The organism is Pseudogemmobacter bohemicus, from assembly GCF_003290025.1.
Taxonomy (GTDB): domain Bacteria; phylum Pseudomonadota; class Alphaproteobacteria; order Rhodobacterales; family Rhodobacteraceae; genus Pseudogemmobacter; species Pseudogemmobacter bohemicus.
In genome coordinates, this window is the sequence record NZ_QNHG01000004.1 from 249,317 (window position 1) to 269,442 (window position 20,126).

Below are 20,126 nucleotides of genomic sequence, written 5' to 3' on the forward strand. Positions count from 1 at the left end.
GGATCCCCTGGATCCCCCTGTCAGACAAGCCTTTCCTGCCCCCCCCTTTCCTCTTGACCGAAATACTCCGGGGGGTCCGGGGGGCTGGCCCCCCGGCTGCCTCATCAGTCCGCCGTCACAGCACCGCGTCCAGCGCCCCGATCAGCCGCGCCACGTCTTCCGCGCTGGTGTAATGCACCGCCGAAAGCCGCAGCACGCCCTTCTCACGCGCGATGCCAAGCGCCTCCAGCGGCCTGACAGCATAGAAATCCCCCGCCCAGCAGGCAATGCCGCGCCGGCCCAGCTCTTCCGAGACCGGCTCGGCCGCACCGGACAGCTCTACCGCCACCGTCGGCGCGCGGCGCGCGGCCTCGCGCGGGCCGATCAGCCGCAGATCATTGCGTGCCGCCAGATAGTCGAGCAAAGGCTGGATCACCACCTCCTCCTGCGCCCGCATCAGGTCATGGACGCCGCGATTGCGCGCCGCCGCATCGCCCGAGATGCCGTGATGACCCGCCAGCGCATCGACATAATCCGCCATCCCGGCACAGGCCGCGACCTGGGCATGATCCGGCCCGGCCGGGGTATGGCGCTTATACAAGGCCCCATGATTGAAGAAATGCGCCTGGCCCGGCAGCGCCATGCCGAAAGCCTCGTCCAGCACCATGATCCCCTGATGCGGGCCATAGGTCTTATAGGCGGAAAACAGATAGGCATCACAGCCAAGCGCCGGGAAATCCGGGAATCCATGCGGCGCGTAAGACACGCCGTCCACCACCACCTTTGCCCCCGCCGCATGGGCCAGCGCGGAAATCGCCGCCACATCATTCACCTCGGCGATCACATTCGAGCAATGCGGGAACGCCACCAGCCGCACCCGGCCATCCGCCAGAAGCGCGCTCAGATCCTCCGGATCCAGCGAGCCGCCCGAAGGATCGACCCGCCATTCCCGGACCTCGATACCCTCATCGGCCAGGCGCCGCCAGACGCCGGAATTCGCCTCGTGATCCTGGTTCGTCACCACGATCGCAGCCTTTGCATCGCCTTTCAGCCAGGCCCGCACAGCTTGCGCCAGCACATAGGTATTGGCGCTGGTCGAGGGCCCGAACGAGACCTGGGCGGGTTTGACCGCCATCATCGCCGCCAGACGGCTTCGTGCCTCATCCATCTCGGCACCTCCGGCCCGGGCGCCCGGATAGGGCCCGTAGGGCTGCACCTTGCGGTCATGGTAAAAGCGCGTCAGGCGCTCGATCACCTGGATACAGGGATAGCTGCCCCCGGCATTCTCAAAGAAAGCATGGGTCGACAGCACCGGCGAGGAAAAGGCCGGAAACTGTTTGCGGGTGAAATCAAGATCAAGCAGGCTCATCATATATCCCTGTTGTCGCGCTGCGAAACAGGGATGCGCCAGGACTGCGCAAGGTCCGGCTTCCCGGCCCCTGGTCGCAGCAGGTCTTCCAGCCAGAACCGGCGATGTCTCCCGCCGGTCCAGATCCCGGTCTCAGCCGGGGATCAGCGCCGAGACTGCGGCGCGCACGGCCAAAAGGCAAGCCCCCTCGCGCCCGGGCACCTGGTTCTTCCGAAGCCTGAAGCCTCGCGCCCTTGTGCTGTCGGGTTTGCGCGCCGCGCAGGCAGACACGATCCGGAGGCCGTGACGGAACCGCCGCCCCCCAATCCGATCAGCCTGCCCGGTTTCCTGGGGATGCAGCAACCAAAGATCCGGGGCCGGATGCCTCAACAGACCGCTGAAACAGTCGCTTCGCCGGCGGTGTCATCCTCTTCTGCCCCTCAGGCGCCTGGCCCCTGGCGCCTTGCGGCGGTTCCACCGGCCTCTCGGGGTGTTCAGCCAAGAGCCATGCCGGCTCTTGTATCGCGCTCCGACGTCTTCCGGATCCGGGCAGACAGCGCCAGCATTCAGGCAAAGCTTCGGTTGCATATCCCCGGTCAATCGCCCTCCAGTCGCCGCCGCAATGCCCTTCAGCGCGGCAAACACCGGCGCAGGCCCGAACCCGGCTGGCCGCCCTCATCCTGCTTGTGGCCAGATCGCGGATCGGCTCATGGTGTTTCTGAAGCTTATGGAATGAACGATGCCGGCTGAACTCTTCGACACCGATTATTATTGCCGGCAGCTCGGCAGGAAACTGGCGCCAGAGCAGGCCTGGCAGCATTTTCAAAGCCAGGGCGATGCGGTCGGCTTCGACCCGTCGCCTTACTTTTCCACGCGCTTTTATAAAGCGCGCCACAGGAACTGGAACAAGCGCGGCGGCACGGCATTCGAGGATTTTCTGTCGCGCATCGCGCAGGGGCGGCTGCGGCAATCCCATCCTCTGATCGTGCCGGAAGAGTATAGTGCCGCCAGTCCCGACCTGACCGGATTGGGCGCAGAGGCCGTTTTGCATTTCTTCCGTTACGGCGATGGTGAGGGGCGCTCCCCCTCGTCCGGTTTCGATGCGGGCTTTTACCGGCGCTGCTACCTGCCGCTGGGACAGATGCATGCATTTCGCCACTATGTGACCGCGGGCGCTGCTCTGGGTCACCTGCCCAGGGCGCTGCCAAGAGATGCCGCAGCCTCGTGCGAGGCAATGGCGCGGGTCCTTGCAGGCCTGCCCCGGCCGATCCTGCTGGTGACCCATGATGCTCAGCAGGCGGGCGTGCCGATCCTGACCCTCGATCTGGCGCGGGCGTTGCGGGCGCGCGGGTTTGATCCGGTGTGCCTCCTCGCCAATGCCGGACCGTTGCTGGAGACCTTCCGCGCCGCCGGTCCGGTTTTCATCATGGCTGAGGGCTGGGACCTGGCGGGGTTTGCGGCTGCCATGCCGCCTTGCATGCCGGTTCTGGTCAATACGGCGGCGGCGGCAGAGATGGTGATACCGCTGGCCAAAGCCGGGCTGGATTGCCTGCTGATGATCCATGAAATGCCGGATTATATCCGCGATCAGAGCCTGATGCCGCATCTGCGGGCAGCGCATGCGGCCGGTGCGGGGCTGGTGGCCTCGATGCCGGGGATGGCGCGGGAGCTTGCCGCCGCGATCGGAGGGGAAATCACGCAACTGCGGCCCGGCATCAGGCTGCCACCGACATCGCTGGCGGCGTTCCGGCGCCTGCACGCCTGGCGGCGATCCGGGTCAGGGCCGGTTTTCGTCGGGGCCGGCCATGCCGACCGGCGCAAGGGGTTCGATCTGTTTCTTGATGCGGCGCGACGGATTGCCGGGGCGCGGCCCGATGCGCGTTTCGTCTGGCTGGGCGCGCTGGACGACTGGGCGCAGGCTCTGGCGCGCGAGGCACTGGCTGGGGGTATGGCGCTGACGCTGCCGGGTTTCGTCGCGGACAGCCTGGCCTGGTATCGGGTGGCAGATGCCTATCTGCTGACATCCCGCCAGGATCCCGGGCCGACAACGGCAATCCATGCGGCGGCAATGGGGACGCCCTTTGTCGGTTACGCCGCCGATATCGGGCTGATCGGACTGACCGAGGGTGTTGGCCAGTTCGTTCCGCCGGCAGATGAGACCGGCTTTGTCGCGGCGGCCCTTGCAAGGGCTGACGCGGTGACCGCCGGAACCCGCCGGACGCTGCGCCGCCATACCCGGCGGGAAGCAGGGTTTGACGCCTATGTCAGCGCGATCCTTGCCCGCTTTGGCCAGAGATCAGACGGCGCAGCCTGATCCAGTCCCGCATGGGCATCGCCGGATTGCCGACCATCCGCGCGCCCGGGGCCACATCCCGCAAGACCGCGGCGCCCACGCCGATCACCGCGCCGTCCCCGATGCGCAGCGGGCGGGCGCGGGTGCCATTCGCGATCACCGCATTCGGCGCCAGGGTCACCCCCTCGCCGATTGTGACATGACCAGAGATCATGCAGCCGAAACCGACCGTCGTGAAGGCCCCGATCAGGACATCATGGCCGACCACCGTGCCCAGAACCTGCGCGCCGGCTCCGATCCCGACCCCCGGGCCGATCCGGGTCAGCGGGGAACAAAGACTGCCCGCGCCATAGACCGCCGCCGGATCGACATGGATCTGCCCGGGATGGCAGGCCGTGGCGAATATCGCACCCTCGTCCGCGAATTGCGCGGCCATCCGGGCGCGCAGCGCCGGGCTGCCGGGCGTCAGCAGGATGGGCAGATCCAGGTATCGCTGAAGCCGCTCTGCCGATGAGATCACCGGAATGCCCAGCTCCGGATGCAGAAAGCCGTTTTCGATATCGTCGATCAGGGCGCGGATGCGCACCCTGCCCAGCCAGGCTTCCTCCAGCCCGCGCAGGATCATCAGACTGTGCCCGCGCGCGCCGAAGACGGTGATCTCGTCGAATTCGGTGGTGGCTTTCATGCTGGCCTCTTTGTCGGGCGGGTGGTGCAGAAACGCGTGACCGCCTCGCAGACCCGCTGCGCATCCGAGGCGGTGATCCGGCCATGAAAGGGGAGGCACAGGATTTGCGGCGCGAGACCGGGCGCAAGGGCGGGGCCGCCCCCGGCGGTGATGATCCGCTGTCCCTGCCAGCAGGTTCCCGGGCCGCAGAGCAGCGGGAAATGGTCGCGGGCGAAGATACCCTGTTCGGCAAGGGCCAGATGCAGCCCGGCCCGCAGATCCGGGGCGAGGCGCAGGCTGTAATAGCCCGGAGCCGCTGGCTTCCCGCCTTGCAGAGACAGGCCCGGCAGCCCGGCAAGGGCACGGTCATAGACCCGGCGCAAGGCATTGCGGGCGGCGAGTTCCTCTGGCAGGCCGGGCAGCAGTGCAAGGCCCATGGCGGCATGCAGCTCGGAGAGTTTGCCGTTCAGACCGGGGCCGGTGGGACGCCCCTGCTCCAGCCCGAAATTCCGCATCCGGCGCAGATTCGTGGCGCTTTCCGCACGGGTGACGACAAAGCCCCCCTCGACCGTATGCATGATCTTGGTCGCATGCAGCGAAAAGGCCGAGGCATCACCGAAATGGCCAATCGGCACCCCCTCCACCGTTACGCCGTAAGCATGGGCCGCATCATAGACCAGCCAGAGACCATGGCGGCCGGCGATCCCGCTCAGCGCTGCCACATCGCAAGGCACACCCAGAAAATGCACCGGCAGGATTGCGCCGGTGCGCGGCGTGATCGCCGCCTCGACCGCCCTCGGGCAAAGGGTCAGCGTAACGGGGTCCACATCGGCGAAAACCGGCACCAGCCCCAGCCCGGCAATGGCCTGGGCGGTTGCGGCAAAGCTGAGAGGCGTGGTGATGACCTCGGCGCCGGGGGGCAGGTTTCCCAGCATCAGCGCCAGCGTCAGGGCCATCGTGCCCGAAGAGGTCAGGCTGACGGCATCCCCCGGCGCCTGTGTGGTGGCAAGCGCCTGTTCCAGCCGCATATGCAGGGCGCCGCCATTGGTCAGCCAGGCCGCCGCCAGCGCCCCGGCGGTCAGCTCTGCCAGCCTGGCGGGATCGGGCAGCATCGGGGCACCGAACAGGATCAGCGGCAGATCATCCATCAAAAACCCCGCTTTCAAGAGCGCTGCGCAGATCGCGGTTCGAGGTGAAGGGGACCTGGTGTCTGCGATGCAGCCGCGAGCCCGCACCCAGCACCGGCAGGATATGGTGGCCGGTGGCGCGACAGGTGACGCCCAGCATCCGCTCGATCGCATGGGCAAGCGTGGCATCGACCTGGCCCGCCTCGGGGGCGAAAGCCTCCTGCCCCAGCCCCAGGTCGAGCAAAGGGCGGATCGCAGCGCTGCGCGCCCAGAACATCGAGCCGACCGGAAACCGCAGGCTGTTATCGTCGGGCAAGGCATCGGGCGATGCGCCGGGCAGCGCCATGCGCCGCGCCAGTTCCCTGGCGATATCGCGATTGCACCCCCAATGCGCCGCGCCCAGTACAGCGCGGAAGGTGATCGGCACCACCATGCCAAGCGTCGGGATCTTCTCGAAAAAAGACAGGATCCGGTTCACCTCGGCCCCGGATCCGACGAGGCAGTCGAGGATATGCGCCAGCCAGTCATCCAGCCTGTCGGAATGCGGCGAGCGTTTGCCATGCAGATGCAGCACCAGGTCATGCGCGGCATAGGCCGAAGCGAAGCCGTAAAGCTTGGGCCAGATGTCGCGCCCCCGATTGGCGAAGACCCGGATCTCTGCCCCCGGCAGATGATCGCGGATCCGGGCGGCTTTCTCTGCCGTATCGGTCGAGACGTAAAGAGACAGAGGAACCGCGATCCGACGCAGTCTTTCGGCAAAGACCGGCGCCAGATCATCATAGTAAAGGTGCAGGAACACACCGACCGGGCGCTTGGGCACCGAAGGCAGCTTACGCTGCGGCAGCGGCAGGCCGGTCTTGCCGCGCCCCCGGTCGAAATCTGTCGGAGCATGCGCCCAGAGCGGGGTATTGGTCATCACCCGCGCGAGAATGAGCTCCTGCTCGGTCGGGTTCGTGCGCAGGCACAGGGGCGAGGTCTGATCTTCCACCGCTTCGGCAAGCCTGCGGGCGCGGGCGGCAATGGTCTCCAGCCGGGCGGATTGCGCGGCGGGGTTGCCGCCCCGGGCAATGTCCCTGATCTCGTGAACATCCGCCGAAAGGCCATTGATCAGCGGCGATGCCGGGGCGGGATCGGGCAAGGCAGAAGGGGCAGCCTGGTCCAGATGCCGCGCGACCATCGCAATATCGCGCGCGGCGGCCAGCAGGGCCGAGACAACCTCATCCGTCACCACGGGCGCCGCACCGGTTTCCGGACCGGGGTCGGGGCCAGGCAGCCCTGCACCAAAAGCGGGACGGGCAACCTCTCCCGCCGCCAGCGCCCTGCGCGCCCGGGCAAGGATCACCAGCGCGCGCTGGCTGAAATCATGCTGCGCCACCATCCGCCCATGCAGGGCCAGACGCGCCTCCGCGTCAGGAGCCGGTCCCTCCAGCAAGGTCTTCAGCGTCCGAGCCAATGCCGCGGGGCTGTTCACCTGCCGGACTTCCGGCAGTTCCGCCCCGGTATGGCCGAGAACCGGGTCCGATACCACCGCCGCCCCCGAGGCGAGCGCATCATAGCTGCGATTGCTCATAAACCCGAGTGCGGCCATGCTCGCCATATGGCTGTTCAGCACGACACGGGCGCGCGCATAGACATCGGCCAGCTCGTCATGGTTCAGTCGCTCGCCCTGCCAGAGATGGCGCGGCACGACATCCTGCCAGCCCGGCCCCCAGATCTGCGGCTCGAATCCCGTCCGGACTGCATCAAGAACAATCTGCCGACTGACCCGGGACGCATAGGCACCGACAAAGACCAGCGGGATCTCTGCGCTGCCGGATGGCCGCCGGGACGGGTGGAAATGTGTCGTATCGGTTGCCTGCGGCAGATATTCCGCATCAAGGCCAAGGCCACGATACTGTGCGGTAAGATGCCGCGCGGCGATAAAGAGGGCCTGATAGCGCGCCAGCATGCCTTTCGGCGCCACATTCGGTGGGCTGAGCATCCACAGAAGGTTGGGCAGGCCGGACACCGGCTCTTCCAGATGTGGCCCCGATATCTGCAGCAGAACCGAGGGCAGCCTCGATGGCCCGGGCCGCTCGCCCCGAAACAGTAAAACGGTTTCGCATCCGTGATCCTTGCGCATCGCCTGTGCAAGGCACCCGGCATAGGCGGTCTCGCCCCAGGAAGCCTGGTTGGCCCTGGTCGCATTGATCCTGATGCAAACGCGAATGCTCAATCCCGGCTCGCAGAGCTTTACTTGTTATTATGCAGCGCAGGCCGATCTACTGCCTGACGCGAATTATTCCAGTTTCTTCGTCTCCGCGTCAACAAGTGCCGGGCATCACCGGATCGTGGGAACGGATAACGGGTGCCTGCTGAGGAATGCATGCCACAGACGAGATGACGGCCCGGGAGCTTGCCCAGCCCCCCGGTTTCGGGTTTCGCGGCGCTGGTCCCGGAGGGCAGGTTCCGGCCCCGGGACCCTGCCGGTTGATCGGCGGATTATATCTGATCGCGCTGCGAGGCCAGAGCTCGTTGCAGTCTCTGCGCCGGGCCTCCGGCCGTTCGCGGGTATCCGCAGGCCCCATGAGCCAGCGCGCGTTCAGGCATTCTGTCCGCAGCTTGCTGTTGCAAGTAAGGCGGGACCAAAAACAGGCCGGGGACCTGTTTTCGCCGGCGTAAAATGAGGCCGCTATCGGCAGCTTTTCCCTGGCCGGAGACGTCCGGAGCGACCTCATTGCCACAGGCCCGGGGATCCAGGACCGGGGATCCAGGTTTCGGGATCCAGGTCCGGGGAGATGAATTCGCGGCAATGCCCATCCCGCCCCTCTGCGGAGAGCCGGTCTGCCGACTGCCGCGTCCCAGGGTCTGAGCCAGGTCCTTGCCGTGGCAGGCGAAGCAGGGATATGCGGCCGGGCAGCAGCGCGAAGGCATGTCCACGGTGGTCGGTGCAGGCGGGATCGCCGCATCCGAACGGGGCCGGACACCCTCTGGCCTCCGCATATCCCGTTGAAATACTGACAGAACAGGCCGTGATGCGGTGAGGATTGGTATGAAATCAGCAGGGTGAGAATGAGCGCTCGGGGCGCGCGTGCATCTGACCGGCATTCAGCCCTCATCCGGCATGCACTGCCCTGTTGTAGCTAAGCCTGCGGAAAGGCGGGCATTTCAGTGAAAATGCCGCCGCAAGTGCCTCGCGAGACCAGCAATTCGGCTATGGGTCCTGAGACAAGGTTTCCGACCAGACGCCGGAAACCTTCGAACACAGGGTGCCTGAACCAATATATAAGAGAAACGCGGGCAGTTATGCCTGTGTACTGCCTTGCAGGGGTTTCCGGCGTGAAAAACTGTCAGGATCGGCAAATATGGGGCGGTATCAGGTGGCTTCCTGACCGTGAGGGATCAGCGCCGCCGCCGCGTCGGTTGATCGTGCAAATGGTCGCCACCCCGTCAATGTGAAAACCGGCAAAGACTGTCCTCACCTCGGGCACATCATCGCGTGACAGGATGAACCTGCCCCTGAGGCTGGCAAGCTGATCGGCGAGGTGCTGGAAATCGGCGCGCTGGAAGTCGGCGCGCCGGAAGATCCGCGTGTCGTAATCGTTCTCGCAGGCCCGGCATGGTGGGTCACAGAATAATGTGTCCGGCCCCGTCACAGCGGGGGATGAAGACCGTCCAGCCGGGCACCCGACAACTGCGCCAGTGAGGCACCTGCGCAGGTCCTCAGGCATCGTCTGCCGTCCGGGGCTGCGGCAGATTGCGGGCCATTGCGCCCGCCATGAGACGGCCCTGCTCCGCCCGAGGCGGGGCCACCGGAGGTGTCTGGCAGCTGGGAGTTGACGGCGGTGACAGCCTGGCGGTCACGCTGGCCGCCGGCATTTATGGCCGCGCCCGGGTCAGTGCCGCAGGCCTGGTCACGGCCGATAGCGTCACCGATCCCCTCAACGCCATGTCCCGACCGCCCTGGGCGCGACACCGGCCGATGTAATCCAGCACCAAGGGGCATGCGCGTCAGCCAAGGGGCCGCAATCAAAGCCTGTTGGAAGGCCGTCCAGGTCTGATTTATTCGCGCGTGACCATCGCTTACCCGGCCGCCCCGCCTCAGCGCGCAAACCAGCTGGCCCGGGTTTCGGCCATGGCATGGCTGAGGATCACATTATCCTGGGCCGGTCTGGCGGAACGTCCGGGGCGGCCCGAAGACGGTGATGACCCCTGTGAGCAGGCGAAGCCCATGGGTTCGGATGCGCCTGCGCAAGGACCTCAGGGCGCATCGCAGGGTCTCGGGGCTGCGGTCAAAAGAGGGGGCGCGAAGACCAGTGGGCGTAATCGGCTGAGCCAGAGGGGGGCCTCGCCACCAGACGACACGCCGTCGCGGATGCCGATGACCGCCCGATCCGCCTTTTCAGGACGGCAGGAGAGGCGCAGTCACGATGCGGGCACTGCTGCACTTTCCGAAGGCAGAATGGGTGCCCGGCGCCGGGGGGTATGATGCTGACCGGTTCAGAGATGCCCTGAAAAGGGGTTAAGGCCCCGCATTTCTGGCCGTAAATCACATGGACAGCCCATCAGGCACGACAGGCGCCGCCAGAAACACCGCAACCGCATCGGGATCATCTCCGGCACCCGCACCGCCCAGGTCGTCGACGTCATCCCGTCGACGCATGCGCGCGGCTACCGCAATGCCGGGAATATCCCGCACCTGCTGTTTCCGCGCGTCACCGTCACGAACCGCTCGATGCGCGTTCTGAAGTTCGGCAAGGAAAGCTTCCGCATGCTGAACACCCGGCGCGCGCCCGGCGCCGACAAAAAGCGCGTCCAGTATGGCTTCGCCTCGGATCCGGTCGGGCTGGTGCAGGATCCGCCTAAGGCTGCCCTGCCGATTGAGCACCTGGAAGAGGCCGGCTCGGTCCCTGGCGTCAATCTGGCGAGCGGCGCCGTCGATATGGTTCGCGGCAGCATCGACCTGAACCTTGAATACGAACGCGCGACGATGGCGCGTAATGCGGCCAATTATGCGGCCTCGAACAAGGTCACGCTGACCGCCAACGCGCGCTGGACCCAGACTGCCGCGACGCCTCGGGCAGATATCAAGGCAGGGAAAGAGGCAGTCCGCAGGATGACGGGCCGCTATCCGAACACCCTGATCCCTGGGCCAAACGGCGCGAACGCCCTGTGCGAGCATGCCGCGATCAGGGAGCAGGTCAAATATGCCAGCGCCGGTTCGATCACGCTAAAGATGCTGGCCCGTACCCTTCAGCTGAAGCGTGTTGTTGTCGGTGAAAAGGTATCCTGCCCCGAAACGGCTGCTGACACCGCTGCCGCCACCGATATGCGGGACGACGATGCGATCCTCGCCTATGTGCCCGATGGCGGGAAGTACCAGGTCCGGCCTTCGGCTACACCTGTGATCTTTCGGGTATGAATTGTCGGGCTATTCGCAGGTTCGCAAACCTCGTCTCGACGAGAGCAACGACAGCTGGATCCCCCGGTCACCGCTGAACGCCGCCCGCTTATCATCGGCGCTGACGCGGGCACACGCGCGGATGATCCTGCTTCAGGATATGTCCCGCCGGCACAGGATCGAAGGCTTGCAGCACTGCCCGAAGCGGCTCAACCGGCCCTGGAAAAACGCGGGCCCTGCAAAAAAGGCATTGCAGACCGATCCGCTACCCGGCCCGGGTTGCGACGAAAAAGGCGCGGGGGAAGGGCAGCAAGATCCGCCCGCCCTGTTCGGGATAAAAGGGTGCGATCCGCGCGCGAAAGGCGGCGAGGAAGTCGCCACGCTCTGCCTCGCTCAGCGGCGCCAGCAGTTGTCGCAGCGCCGAGCCCAGGAACCATTCGATAACGGCATCAAGGCCCTGCAGCTCGAAATGATAAACCGTGCGCCAGATGTCGAGACGGCTGCAGCCCGGCCGCAGCAAGGCCTGCAACGCGCCCGCATCCAGCAAGGGCAGCCGCCTTGCCCGCGCCCTTTCAAGCCGCGCGGCCCAGCGGGGACCGGCAGCAATTCCGTGCATCGCGATATGGGTCGGCTCTTGCAGATTATCCGGCATCTGCACCGCCAGAACACCGCCCGGGGCAAGCTGTGCCAGCAGCCGGGGAAAGAGGCTCCGGTGATCAGGGATCCATTGCAGTGAGGCATTGGCAAAGATCAGATCCTGCGGCCGCCCGGCCTGCCAGATCGCGATATCCGCCTCTTCAAAGCGGCAATCGGGCAAGGCCTCGCGCGCCATGCGCAGCATATCGGCATCCGTGTCGATGCCGGTGATCCGCGCCGTGCCGAACCTCTCACGCAGGAGTGCGGTGGAATTCCCCGGGCCCGATCCCAGATCGCTCACCTCGCGGGCCTCCTCCAGCGGAACCGCCGCCAACAGATCCCGCGCCGGTCGCGTCCGTGCATCAAGGAATTTCGCATATTGCCCTGCCGACCAGCCCATATCGCTGCTCCCCTTCCGTTGTGCCGCCCCAGCTGCCGCCGCCCGCAAAGCAGGCGCCGAAACCCTCTCCCGGTCTCGGTACAGCGGAAAGCCGTTTGCCGCGATCAAAGATGCTTGTGAGAGAAATTCACCTGTCATAGCCTCGGGAATGACAAGCCGTCTGCGGCTTTCCCGCCGCAGGCAGACGACAGCAACCGCCAGAGGAGTCACAATGACCCGTTGCCTTTCTTATCTCGCCGGAGCCGCCTCGGCCATCGCGCTCGCCACCGCTGCGCAGGCCGCCGACCCCGAGCTGACTGTCTTTGACTGGGCAGGCTGGGAAATCGACGGCGCGCTGGCCCCCTATGTCGCGAAACACGGGCAAAAACCGACCTATGCCTTCTATGCGGATGACGATGAGGCCTTCCAGAAGGTTTCCTCGGGCTTCAAGGCCGATGTGGTCCATCCCTGCCCTGGCGCCGTGCCGAATTACCGCGAGGCCGGGCTGATCGAGCCCTGGGATATCTCGAAGATCGAGGCTTTCAAGAATATCGACCCGGAGCTGCTGGAATCGCAACACATCAAGGATGATCAGGGCGTCTGGTTCATCCCCTACGATTTCGCCTATACCGCCATCGCCTATAACAAAGACAAGGTGTCAGAGGACAAGGTCGCCTCGCTCAATGTCTTCCTGAACCCGGAATTCAAAGGCAAGATCGCGATTTCGGACAATTCCGATGACGCCTGGGCGCTTGGATTCCTTGCCACCGGCACCACCTCCTGGGATGAGGTGACCGATGATCAGATCGCCGCCGCCGCCGCCTGGCTGCGCGAGGCCGCGCCGAATGTGCGCTCCTGGTGGTCGGACCCGTCGGAACTGGCGCAGCTGATGGCAAGCGGAGAGGTCGAGGTCGCCTGGTCCTGGAATGACCCGGTTGCGCTGTTGCAGGCCGATGGCTTCCCGGTTGGCTTCAACCGCTCGCCGGCGGAAGGCTCGACCACCTTCTTCTGCGGTTTCGTCAATATGAAGGACGGCCCCGGCAAGGAAGACAAGGTTTATGACTGGGTGAATTCGATGTTCGCGGTGGAAAGCCTGCCGGCGATCATCGAAGCCATCGGCTATGCCAATACGAACAAGGCCGCGACCGATGCCGTCGATCCCGAAAAGCTGAAAGCCGCCTTCCTTGATCCGGTCAGCACCACGCTGTTCCGCCAGACCCCGATGGACCCGGATCTGCGCGCGCGCCTCTTGGAAGAGTTCGAGCTGATCAAGATGGGGCTCTGACTCCCTCCTGACCGTTTTTATGTGCCCCCGGCAGAGCGATCCGCCGGGGGCTTTTTATCTGGATCAGGGGCTTCGGCGGTCCACCCGCAGCCGATTTGGCTCCCGAGGCTGGTGACAGAGATCACGCCGCCAGGGCGCCATGATCCCCCGATACGCATCATATTATGGCAGGCCAGGTTGTATATTCTCCGCATGTCGCAGAGGGCGGCGCGGCCAGCATCGCGACCCTCCCTGACGGGGCGCCGCTTGCCTGCGTCATCGCCCGGACTGAAAGCGGCCCGATCGCCAACCACCTGCCGCTGCTCCGCGCGCCCAATGCTGCGCTGATCGGCCATGTCGCCCTCGGCAATGAAATGCACCGGCTGATCCGCCCCGATCAGGAGGTTCTCGCGGTGTTCCGGCGCGACGACGCCTGTGTCCCGCCCGGGTTCTACCCGACCGGGCAAGAGCATCACCGCCATGTGCCCATCTGGCATTACGAGGTCGAGCATATCTGTGGCACGGTGAGCGTTCAGCATGAGGATCACGCCAAACGCGCGGCGGTGGGTCTGCTGACCTGCAACCAGGAGCGCCGCCTCAACGGCGAAAACGCCCGGCGGATGGCCGATGCGCCGGCGGATTATCCCGAGCAGATGCTGCCCGGCATCGTTGCCTTCCGCATGAGCCCGACGCGCGGTCTTGCGAAGTCAAAGCTCAGCCAGAACCGCGAGACCGGCGACTGTCTGGGCATGGTGGAAGGGCAGCCCGCGCGCGCCGGGATTATCGCGGCTGTCCTGGCCCGTTCTGGCCTTGCAGCGTCGGGAGCGCTTCGAAAGCGCTGACGGTGTTGCGGATCGTCCTGGTGGCACCAGGGGTGTATCGGGCCGTGGTGCCGGGTCCCGGCCATGCCCCGGCAGCCGCTGGATCACGCGGATATCGGGGTTCGGCTCCGGAAGATGCGTCCGCGATCCTGTGGCGCAGGGCGTGCAACCTGGCGGCCTTCTTCCCCCCGCCAGAGCCATGACCCAGCCAGAACCATCGCACCGCCAGAACCATTGCGCCGTCACAGCCATGACCCCGGCGAAAGCACGGCCCGGATGTCGTGGGGGATCGGATTGATCCCGGGCCTGCCGGGACACGCGGCCTGCCCTCGTGCCGAGGGCGCGGCCTGCCCTTGTGTCGCGCCTCGCGCCAGAAGAGGCACAGCAGATCCGGGCCGGGCCGGGCGGCAGCATGACCCTGTGGTCCTTCGGGCCCTTGCCCTGCCCGACATGACCTGCCCGACACGAATCGACATCCGAGCCCTGTCGATGGCGCCGATCCCGGGAGTGCAGGCTCCGGCCGCCCGCAGTCCTGAAGCCCCGCAGCAGAGGCGATGCCGGGCGCAACCCGATCCGTCAGCCCCGGCCCCGGCGCGGCCATCAGGAGGCCGGAAACCGCCTTCAGGCTGAAAACCACGGGCCGCCGGCGCGGCCGGACCGAAACGGCATGAACCGCTGCATATCTTCGCGCCCGCAGGCCATTCTGAAAAGAACCGCAGCGCTGCGGGGTGTCGGAGGCCGGGGCGTGATACCCGCATCGGCCATATGGGGCGGCCAGGCCCGGGGCTCCTCCGGCCTGGCCGTATCGGGAGGCTCCGGGAAAGAGGCGAAGCCCCGGATGACACGGATGCGGGCCTTCTTCCCCATGCACCGGATGCACATGGCTCGATCCTGCGCCGGCGCAGCGGGGCAGTGCCCGCCCCCCGTCATGGCCCCCCCTCCCGCCCTATGAAAGCCCCCCCCTCGAGCGTCAGACAGAAATCCCCGCAGCTAAAGGCACCGCGCCCACATCACCCATGGACGCCCAAAAAACTACCAATCCAGACAGCCGCATACGGCAAGGAGACCATTTGGCCTTGTTCGCGTACCGGATCAGGGGTGCCTCCCGGCAAGCCCCTTACTGGAACGGGTTCGACGGTGCTGTGGATCCGCCGCTGGTGATCGCATTGCCGCATTCCAGCAGCGACTCGATCGAGGCTTTCGAGCCTGACAGCGAATAATTCTGCACGTCCTTCCCCTCTTTCGAGCGCAGGAACAGCTTGTTGCCCTTCGCGATTTCCATCACGAAATCCACCGCCGCGTCACTGTCGGGCAGGTTGAAGGTCACCGAATTCTGCTTGAGGCTGGCCGAGGTCAGATCCCAGCCCCCGCGCTTGTCGATCTGGACGCGCAGATCCGCGACCTGGCCATCGGTGCCGAAATCCCAGGAGGCAGAGAAGAACTGCAACTGGATCATCGCATCCTGGAAGATCCAGATCGCAAAGCTCTCCTTGTCATCGCCGACCACGGCACGACAGCCAATCTCGCCATCATCCCAGCCATGGATATCCACCTTCCACTGTTTGTGCTGAAAGAGGATCTCGGTGGAATATGCCAGTGCAGGCCCGATCTGGGCCAGCGCGAGCGAGGCGGAAAGCGCGAGACCGGAAATTACCCTGGCCAGTTTCATTCTCTGATGTCCTTCACGTTCAACTGCCGTTCACAAGAGCGAGAGTGCTGCGAAAGACGGGAATCATCAAATGAAAACTCCTGTCATAAAGCCTGGAAATGGGGTCAGGGCGCCCATTCCCAGGGGCTGGTAAAGCCGCCGAGCACCGCCTCGACCTGGGCATCGCTGACCCCGCCTGCCTTGCCGACCTGGGCCACAAGACCGCGTTTTTTATCCTCGATCACCGAGGTCACCCGCACCGCGAGCCCCGCTTTCTCAAGACCTGCGTTGAAACAGCGGATGATCGCGAGCCGGCGCAGATCCGGCTTGAACACCTTGCCCACAGCGGTTTTCGGCAGTTCCGGCAGGATCTCGATATATTTCGGCACCGCTGCGCGTTCAGAAATATGGCTCTCGGCATAGGATATCAGCTCGGCCACGGTAGCATCCGATCCCTTGACCAGCTCGACATAGGCCGCAGGCAATTCGCCCGCATGCAGATCGGGCTGGCCGATGGCGCCCACAATGGCCACCGCCGGATGGCCCGTCAGCGCCTCTTCGATCACCGCAGGGTCGATATTATGGCCGCCGCGGATGATCAGATCCTTGGCGCGGCCGGTGATGAAAAGATAGCCGTCCTGGTCGATACGGCCCAGATCGCCGGTGCGCAGAAAGCGATCCTCGGCGAAAAGATCGTGATTTTTATCGGCCTCGGTATAGGTCGAGCCCTCGAAAACGCCGGGAGAGCCGACGCAGATCTCGCCCACCTCATCGACGCCCGCCTCGGTAAAGCCGCCCGCCCCGTCACGGTTCAGGATCCGCACATGGGTATAGGGGAAGGTCAGGCCGACCGAGCCGATCTTTTTCTGCCCCGAAGGCGGGTTTACCGCGACCAGACAGGTGCATTCGGTCAGCCCGTAACCCTCGACGATCTCGACGCCGGTTTCCTTTTTAAAGCGGTTATACAACTCCACCGGCAGCGGCGCCGACCCCGAGAAGCCATTCCTGAGACTGGAAATATCGGCATTGACCGGGCGCTGCATCAAGGCGGCCAAAGCGGTCGGCACGGTGATCAGATAGGTGCAGCGATAGCGCTCGATCAGCTTCCAGAGATTGTCGAATACGCCCTCGCCCCGATAGCCGGCAGGGGTCGGGAAGACCACATGCCCGCCAGAGGCGATCATCGACATCAGGATCGGATAGACCGCAAAGACATGGAACAATGGCAGCGGGCACATGACCACATCGGTCTCGCGAAACAGCAACGTCGCGCCGATCCAGCCATTATAGATCATGCCCGAGACTTTATGCTGCGCGACCTTGGGCATCCCCGTGGTGCCGCCGGTGTGGAAATAGGCCGCAACGCGGTCGGCGGGATCATCCTGGAAGGTCAGGCGGTCGCCGGGCTGGCGGGCCAGCGCGGTGTGGAAGCTTTGCACATCCGCCGTATGGGCGACCGGGTTTTTCGGCCGGACCAGCGGTACGATGAACTTCTTCACGCCCGTCAGATAGGTCAGGAGGTCGATCTCCAGCACATGTTTCACATTGGGCGCGTGGCGAACCGCCTCGGCGACCTTCTGCGCGATATCGGTCTTGGGGAAGGCGCGCAGCGTCACCACCACTTTCGCCCTGGTCTCGCGCAGGATCGAGGAAATCTGTGACGGCTCCAGGAGCGGGTTGATCGGATTGGCGATCCCCGCAACCATGCCGCCAAGCAGCGTCACCGCCGTTTCCAGCGTATTCGGGAGCACATAGGCCACCACATCATCGGGCCCGACCCCCAGCGAGCGGAACAGGTTCGCCGCCCGCGTCACCTGGTCATGCAGCCCGCCCCAGCTCAGGCTGGATTTCGGCGCCGCCGGGTCGGAAAGCAGCTGATAGCTGATCGCCGGGCGCGAGCCATGGGCGGCTTTCACCCGGCTCAGCGCCTCATACATGGTGCGGGACACGTCGCGCGCGGCCCAGGGCATCTCGGCTTCCAGCGCCTTCAGATCTGCCCTGGTCGCATAAACCTTCTGCGCTGCATTGCCTGGCATTTGGCCCTGACCAGTATCGGACATGCCTTCCTCCCCTTTTAACCTGCCCCGTCTCCTGCGGGGATCACGCAACAAATGTGAAGGCAGGGGCCAGGATTGCCAACCGGTTTCGGTGAAATTCAACGCAACGTCAGGATTTCCGCCCGCTGGTCCTGCCGGGATGAGGCCGGGATGGGGTAGTCCGGCGGCACAGGGCCTCTCAGTCAGGCAGCGCTGTCCGCCGGCCGGATCAGCAGACCCGCCGCCCGGATCGCGGCGGTATCGGGCTGTAATGCCACGGAATGCCGCACCCATGCCCGACGATCAGGACGGAACGGCCCTTTGCGGCCCGGATCAACGGGTTCTCCCCGAAAAAGAGTGAACCGCTTCTTTGCGGAACCGGCACGGCCCGGGGGATGCCCTGCCCCTTTCGCACCGGCCCAGCAAGTCGGCAACAGAGCCTGGAACCGCCTGCGCTCACCCGGGCCGGTGGCGGAGAACCGGGGGCCGACTGTGATCACACGGACAGTGTCAGGCCGCGATCCCATCAGTGAATTGCAGCTTTGCCAGCCGCGCATAAAGCCCGCCCTCGCGCACCAGATCATCATGCCTGCCCTCGGCGACGATGCGACCGCCTTCAAAAACGAGGATGCGGTCGGCGCTTTTGACGGTGGCCAGGCGATGGGCGACCACCAGGGTGCTGCGCCCCTCGGAAAGCCGGCTGAAGGCGGTTTGCACCGCATGTTCCGATTCCGAATCCAGCGCCGAAGTGGCCTCATCCAGCAGCAGAACCGGCGCATCGCGCAGGATCGCGCGCGCAATCGAGATCCGCTGGCGCTGGCCGCCCGAAAGCATCACGCCACGCTCGCCCAGCCGGCTGTCGTAACCGCCCGGCAGCCCCATGATGAAATCATGCGCCTGGGCGGTGCGGGCGGCGGCCTCGACCTCGGCATCCGTGGCATCTGGCCGGCCAAAGCGGATATTTTCCCGCGCCGTCATGGCAAAGATCACCGGATCCTGCGGCACCAGCGCGATATCGCGGCGGAAATCCTCCCGTACGAGGCTGTCCAGTGCGATCCCGTCCAGCGTGATCCGCCCTGATTGCGGGTCATAGAAGCGCTCGATCAGCTGGAGAACCGTCGATTTCCCGGCACCCGACGGGCCGACCAGCGCCACCGTCTCGCCCGGGCTGACGGTGAAGGATACCCCGTGCAGCGCCTGCTGGCCGGGCCGCGTCGGATAAGAGAATCCGACATTCTCAAAGGCAATCGCGCCTTTCACCGGGCGCGGCAATGCCACCGGCTCAGCCGGATCATTGACCTCGTCTTCGGTGTTCAGCAATTCGACCAGCCGCTCGGTCGCACCGGCTGCGCGCTGCAATTCGCCCCAGATTTCCGACAGCGACCCGACCGAACCCGCCACCAGCACGGCATAGATCACGAACTGGATCAGCTCGCCCACCGACATCACATCGGCCCGCACATCGCGCGCGCCGATCCACAAGACCCCGACAATCCCCGCGAAAACCAGGAAAATCACGATCACCGTCATCAGCGCCCGCGTCCCGATCCGGGTTCTGGCCGAGGCGAAGCTTTCCTCGGTCACGCGCGCGAATGTGGCGCGGGTGGCCCCTTCATGGGTAAAGGCCTGGACGGTCTGGATGGCGCCAAGCGCCTCGGAGGCCATGCCCGAGCTTTCCGCGATCCAGTCCTGGTTCTCACGCGAGAGCCTTCTCAGCCGCCGCCCCATCACCACGATCGGCACCACCACCGCCGGCACGATCAGCAAAACCAGCCCGGTCAGCTTGGCCGAGGTCAAAAGCAGCATCACCATGCCGCCGATCAGCATCAGAAGATTGCGCAGCGCAACCGAGACCGAAGAGCCGATCACCGACAGGATCAGCGTGGTATCGGTGGTGATGCGCGAGACCACCTCGCCCGTCATGGTCTTTTCGTAAAACGAGGGCGACAGGCCGGTGACGCGGTCAAACACCGCCTTGCGGATATCGGCGACCACCCGCTCTCCCAGCCGGGTAACGACGTAGTAGCGCAGCCCCGTCCCAAGCGCGAGCAAGGCCGCGATCAGCAGAAAGGCCGAGAAATAGCTGTCGAGCAGTTTCAGATGATTGCCAAAGCCATCAACCACCCGCCGCACCGCCAGCGGCAGCAAAAGCGTCACTCCGGCGGTCAGCACCAGCGCGAACAGCGCCAGCAGCAGCATGGCGCGATAGGGGCGCAGGAAGGGCCGCAGCCCGCCAAGAGCCGAGACCTTGCGCGAGGCGCGCTCCTCTTCGCCGGGGGCTGCCGGGCTGGCAAGGGCTGGCTTACGGGCCATGGGGGCTCCTGTGGCTGGTTCGGCGTCTTCGGGCCGGGCATTTTCGGGCCGGGCGTCTTCAGGCCGGGCGTCTTCAGGCCGGGCGTCTTCGGATTTGTCCCGAGGCGCGGCTGCGGGCCGCTGCAAGGGTTTTGCGGGATTTACGGCTGATACCCCGGCACGGCAAGCGTCGTGATGCCGCGCCTGTGGCTTTTACAGGTTCTGGCTGGCACAACCCGGCCAAAGTCCTATAGCCCCC

General features: G+C 65.3%; 13 protein-coding genes. 4 read left to right on the forward strand and 9 right to left on the reverse strand.

Annotation, left to right across the window (positions count from 1 at the left end; genetic code table 11):
• Positions 1 to 115: 115 nt before the first annotated feature.
• The gene (locus tag DRF71_RS20315; RefSeq protein WP_112312711.1) at positions 116 to 1,348 is read right to left on the reverse strand and encodes an aminotransferase class V-fold PLP-dependent enzyme; all 1,233 of its coding nucleotides are present in this window, start codon (positions 1,346 to 1,348) and stop codon (positions 116 to 118) included.
• Positions 1,349 to 2,066: 718 nt separating this feature from the next.
• On the opposite strand from DRF71_RS20315, the gene DRF71_RS20325 reads away from it, so the two are divergent.
• Entirely contained in the window at positions 2,067 to 3,641 is a 1,575-nt protein-coding gene (locus DRF71_RS20325; protein ID WP_112312373.1) for a glycosyltransferase, read from the forward strand.
• Here DRF71_RS20325 and DRF71_RS20330 read toward each other — a convergent pair.
• From DRF71_RS20330 to DRF71_RS28780, 4 genes are all read right to left on the reverse strand, one after another.
• A complete protein-coding gene (locus DRF71_RS20330) occupies positions 3,592 to 4,305 on the reverse strand; it encodes an LbetaH domain-containing protein (RefSeq protein ID WP_112312374.1) in 714 nt (237 codons plus the stop codon). The genes DRF71_RS20325 and DRF71_RS20330 overlap by 50 nt on opposite strands.
• Positions 4,302 to 5,432 (reverse strand): DegT/DnrJ/EryC1/StrS family aminotransferase, encoded by a 1,131-nt coding sequence (locus tag DRF71_RS20335; RefSeq protein WP_112312375.1) that lies wholly within the window; start codon positions 5,430 to 5,432, stop codon positions 4,302 to 4,304. The genes DRF71_RS20330 and DRF71_RS20335 overlap by 4 nt, the downstream gene beginning before the upstream one ends.
• A complete protein-coding gene (locus DRF71_RS20340) occupies positions 5,425 to 7,626 on the reverse strand; it encodes a rhamnan synthesis F family protein (RefSeq protein ID WP_232831610.1) in 2,202 nt (733 codons plus the stop codon). Before DRF71_RS20340 ends, DRF71_RS20335 begins: the two co-directional genes overlap by 8 nt.
• Before the next feature lie 2,313 nt (positions 7,627 to 9,939).
• On the reverse strand, positions 9,940 to 10,089 hold the full coding sequence (locus tag DRF71_RS28780) for a hypothetical protein (RefSeq protein WP_232831611.1): 150 nt from the start codon (positions 10,087 to 10,089) through the stop codon (positions 9,940 to 9,942).
• 72 nt (positions 10,090 to 10,161) lie between these two features.
• On the opposite strand from DRF71_RS28780, the gene DRF71_RS20345 reads away from it, so the two are divergent.
• Positions 10,162 to 10,812 (forward strand): major capsid protein, encoded by a 651-nt coding sequence (locus tag DRF71_RS20345; protein ID WP_232831612.1) that lies wholly within the window; start codon positions 10,162 to 10,164, stop codon positions 10,810 to 10,812.
• 244 nt (positions 10,813 to 11,056) lie between these two features.
• Here DRF71_RS20345 and tam read toward each other — a convergent pair whose 3' ends face one another.
• Complete coding sequence (gene tam, locus DRF71_RS20350) at positions 11,057 to 11,827, reverse strand: trans-aconitate 2-methyltransferase (RefSeq protein ID WP_112312376.1); 771 nt, start codon at positions 11,825 to 11,827, stop codon at positions 11,057 to 11,059.
• 211 nt (positions 11,828 to 12,038) lie between these two features.
• Between tam and DRF71_RS20355 the strand changes: the two genes are divergently transcribed.
• Positions 12,039 to 13,091, forward strand: a complete 1,053-nt coding sequence (locus DRF71_RS20355) for an ABC transporter substrate-binding protein (protein ID WP_112312713.1) — start codon at positions 12,039 to 12,041, stop codon at positions 13,089 to 13,091.
• Between the two features lie 164 nt (positions 13,092 to 13,255).
• Positions 13,256 to 13,912 (forward strand): FMN-binding negative transcriptional regulator, encoded by a 657-nt coding sequence (locus tag DRF71_RS20360; protein ID WP_112312377.1) that lies wholly within the window; start codon positions 13,256 to 13,258, stop codon positions 13,910 to 13,912.
• Positions 13,913 to 15,008: 1,096 nt separating this feature from the next.
• On the opposite strand, the gene DRF71_RS20370 is transcribed toward DRF71_RS20360, so the two are convergent.
• The 3 genes from DRF71_RS20370 to DRF71_RS20380 form a co-directional block, all read right to left on the reverse strand.
• Positions 15,009 to 15,560, reverse strand: coding sequence for a hypothetical protein (locus tag DRF71_RS20370; RefSeq protein ID WP_112312378.1), 552 nt, complete (start codon positions 15,558 to 15,560; stop codon positions 15,009 to 15,011).
• Between the two features lie 104 nt (positions 15,561 to 15,664).
• Complete coding sequence (locus DRF71_RS20375) at positions 15,665 to 17,599, reverse strand: acyl-CoA synthetase (RefSeq protein ID WP_232831613.1); 1,935 nt, start codon at positions 17,597 to 17,599, stop codon at positions 15,665 to 15,667.
• A gap of 486 nt (positions 17,600 to 18,085) precedes the next feature.
• Positions 18,086 to 19,888 (reverse strand): ABC transporter transmembrane domain-containing protein, encoded by a 1,803-nt coding sequence (locus DRF71_RS20380; RefSeq protein ID WP_112312380.1) that lies wholly within the window; start codon positions 19,886 to 19,888, stop codon positions 18,086 to 18,088.
• Between the last annotated feature and the right edge of the window lie 238 nt (positions 19,889 to 20,126).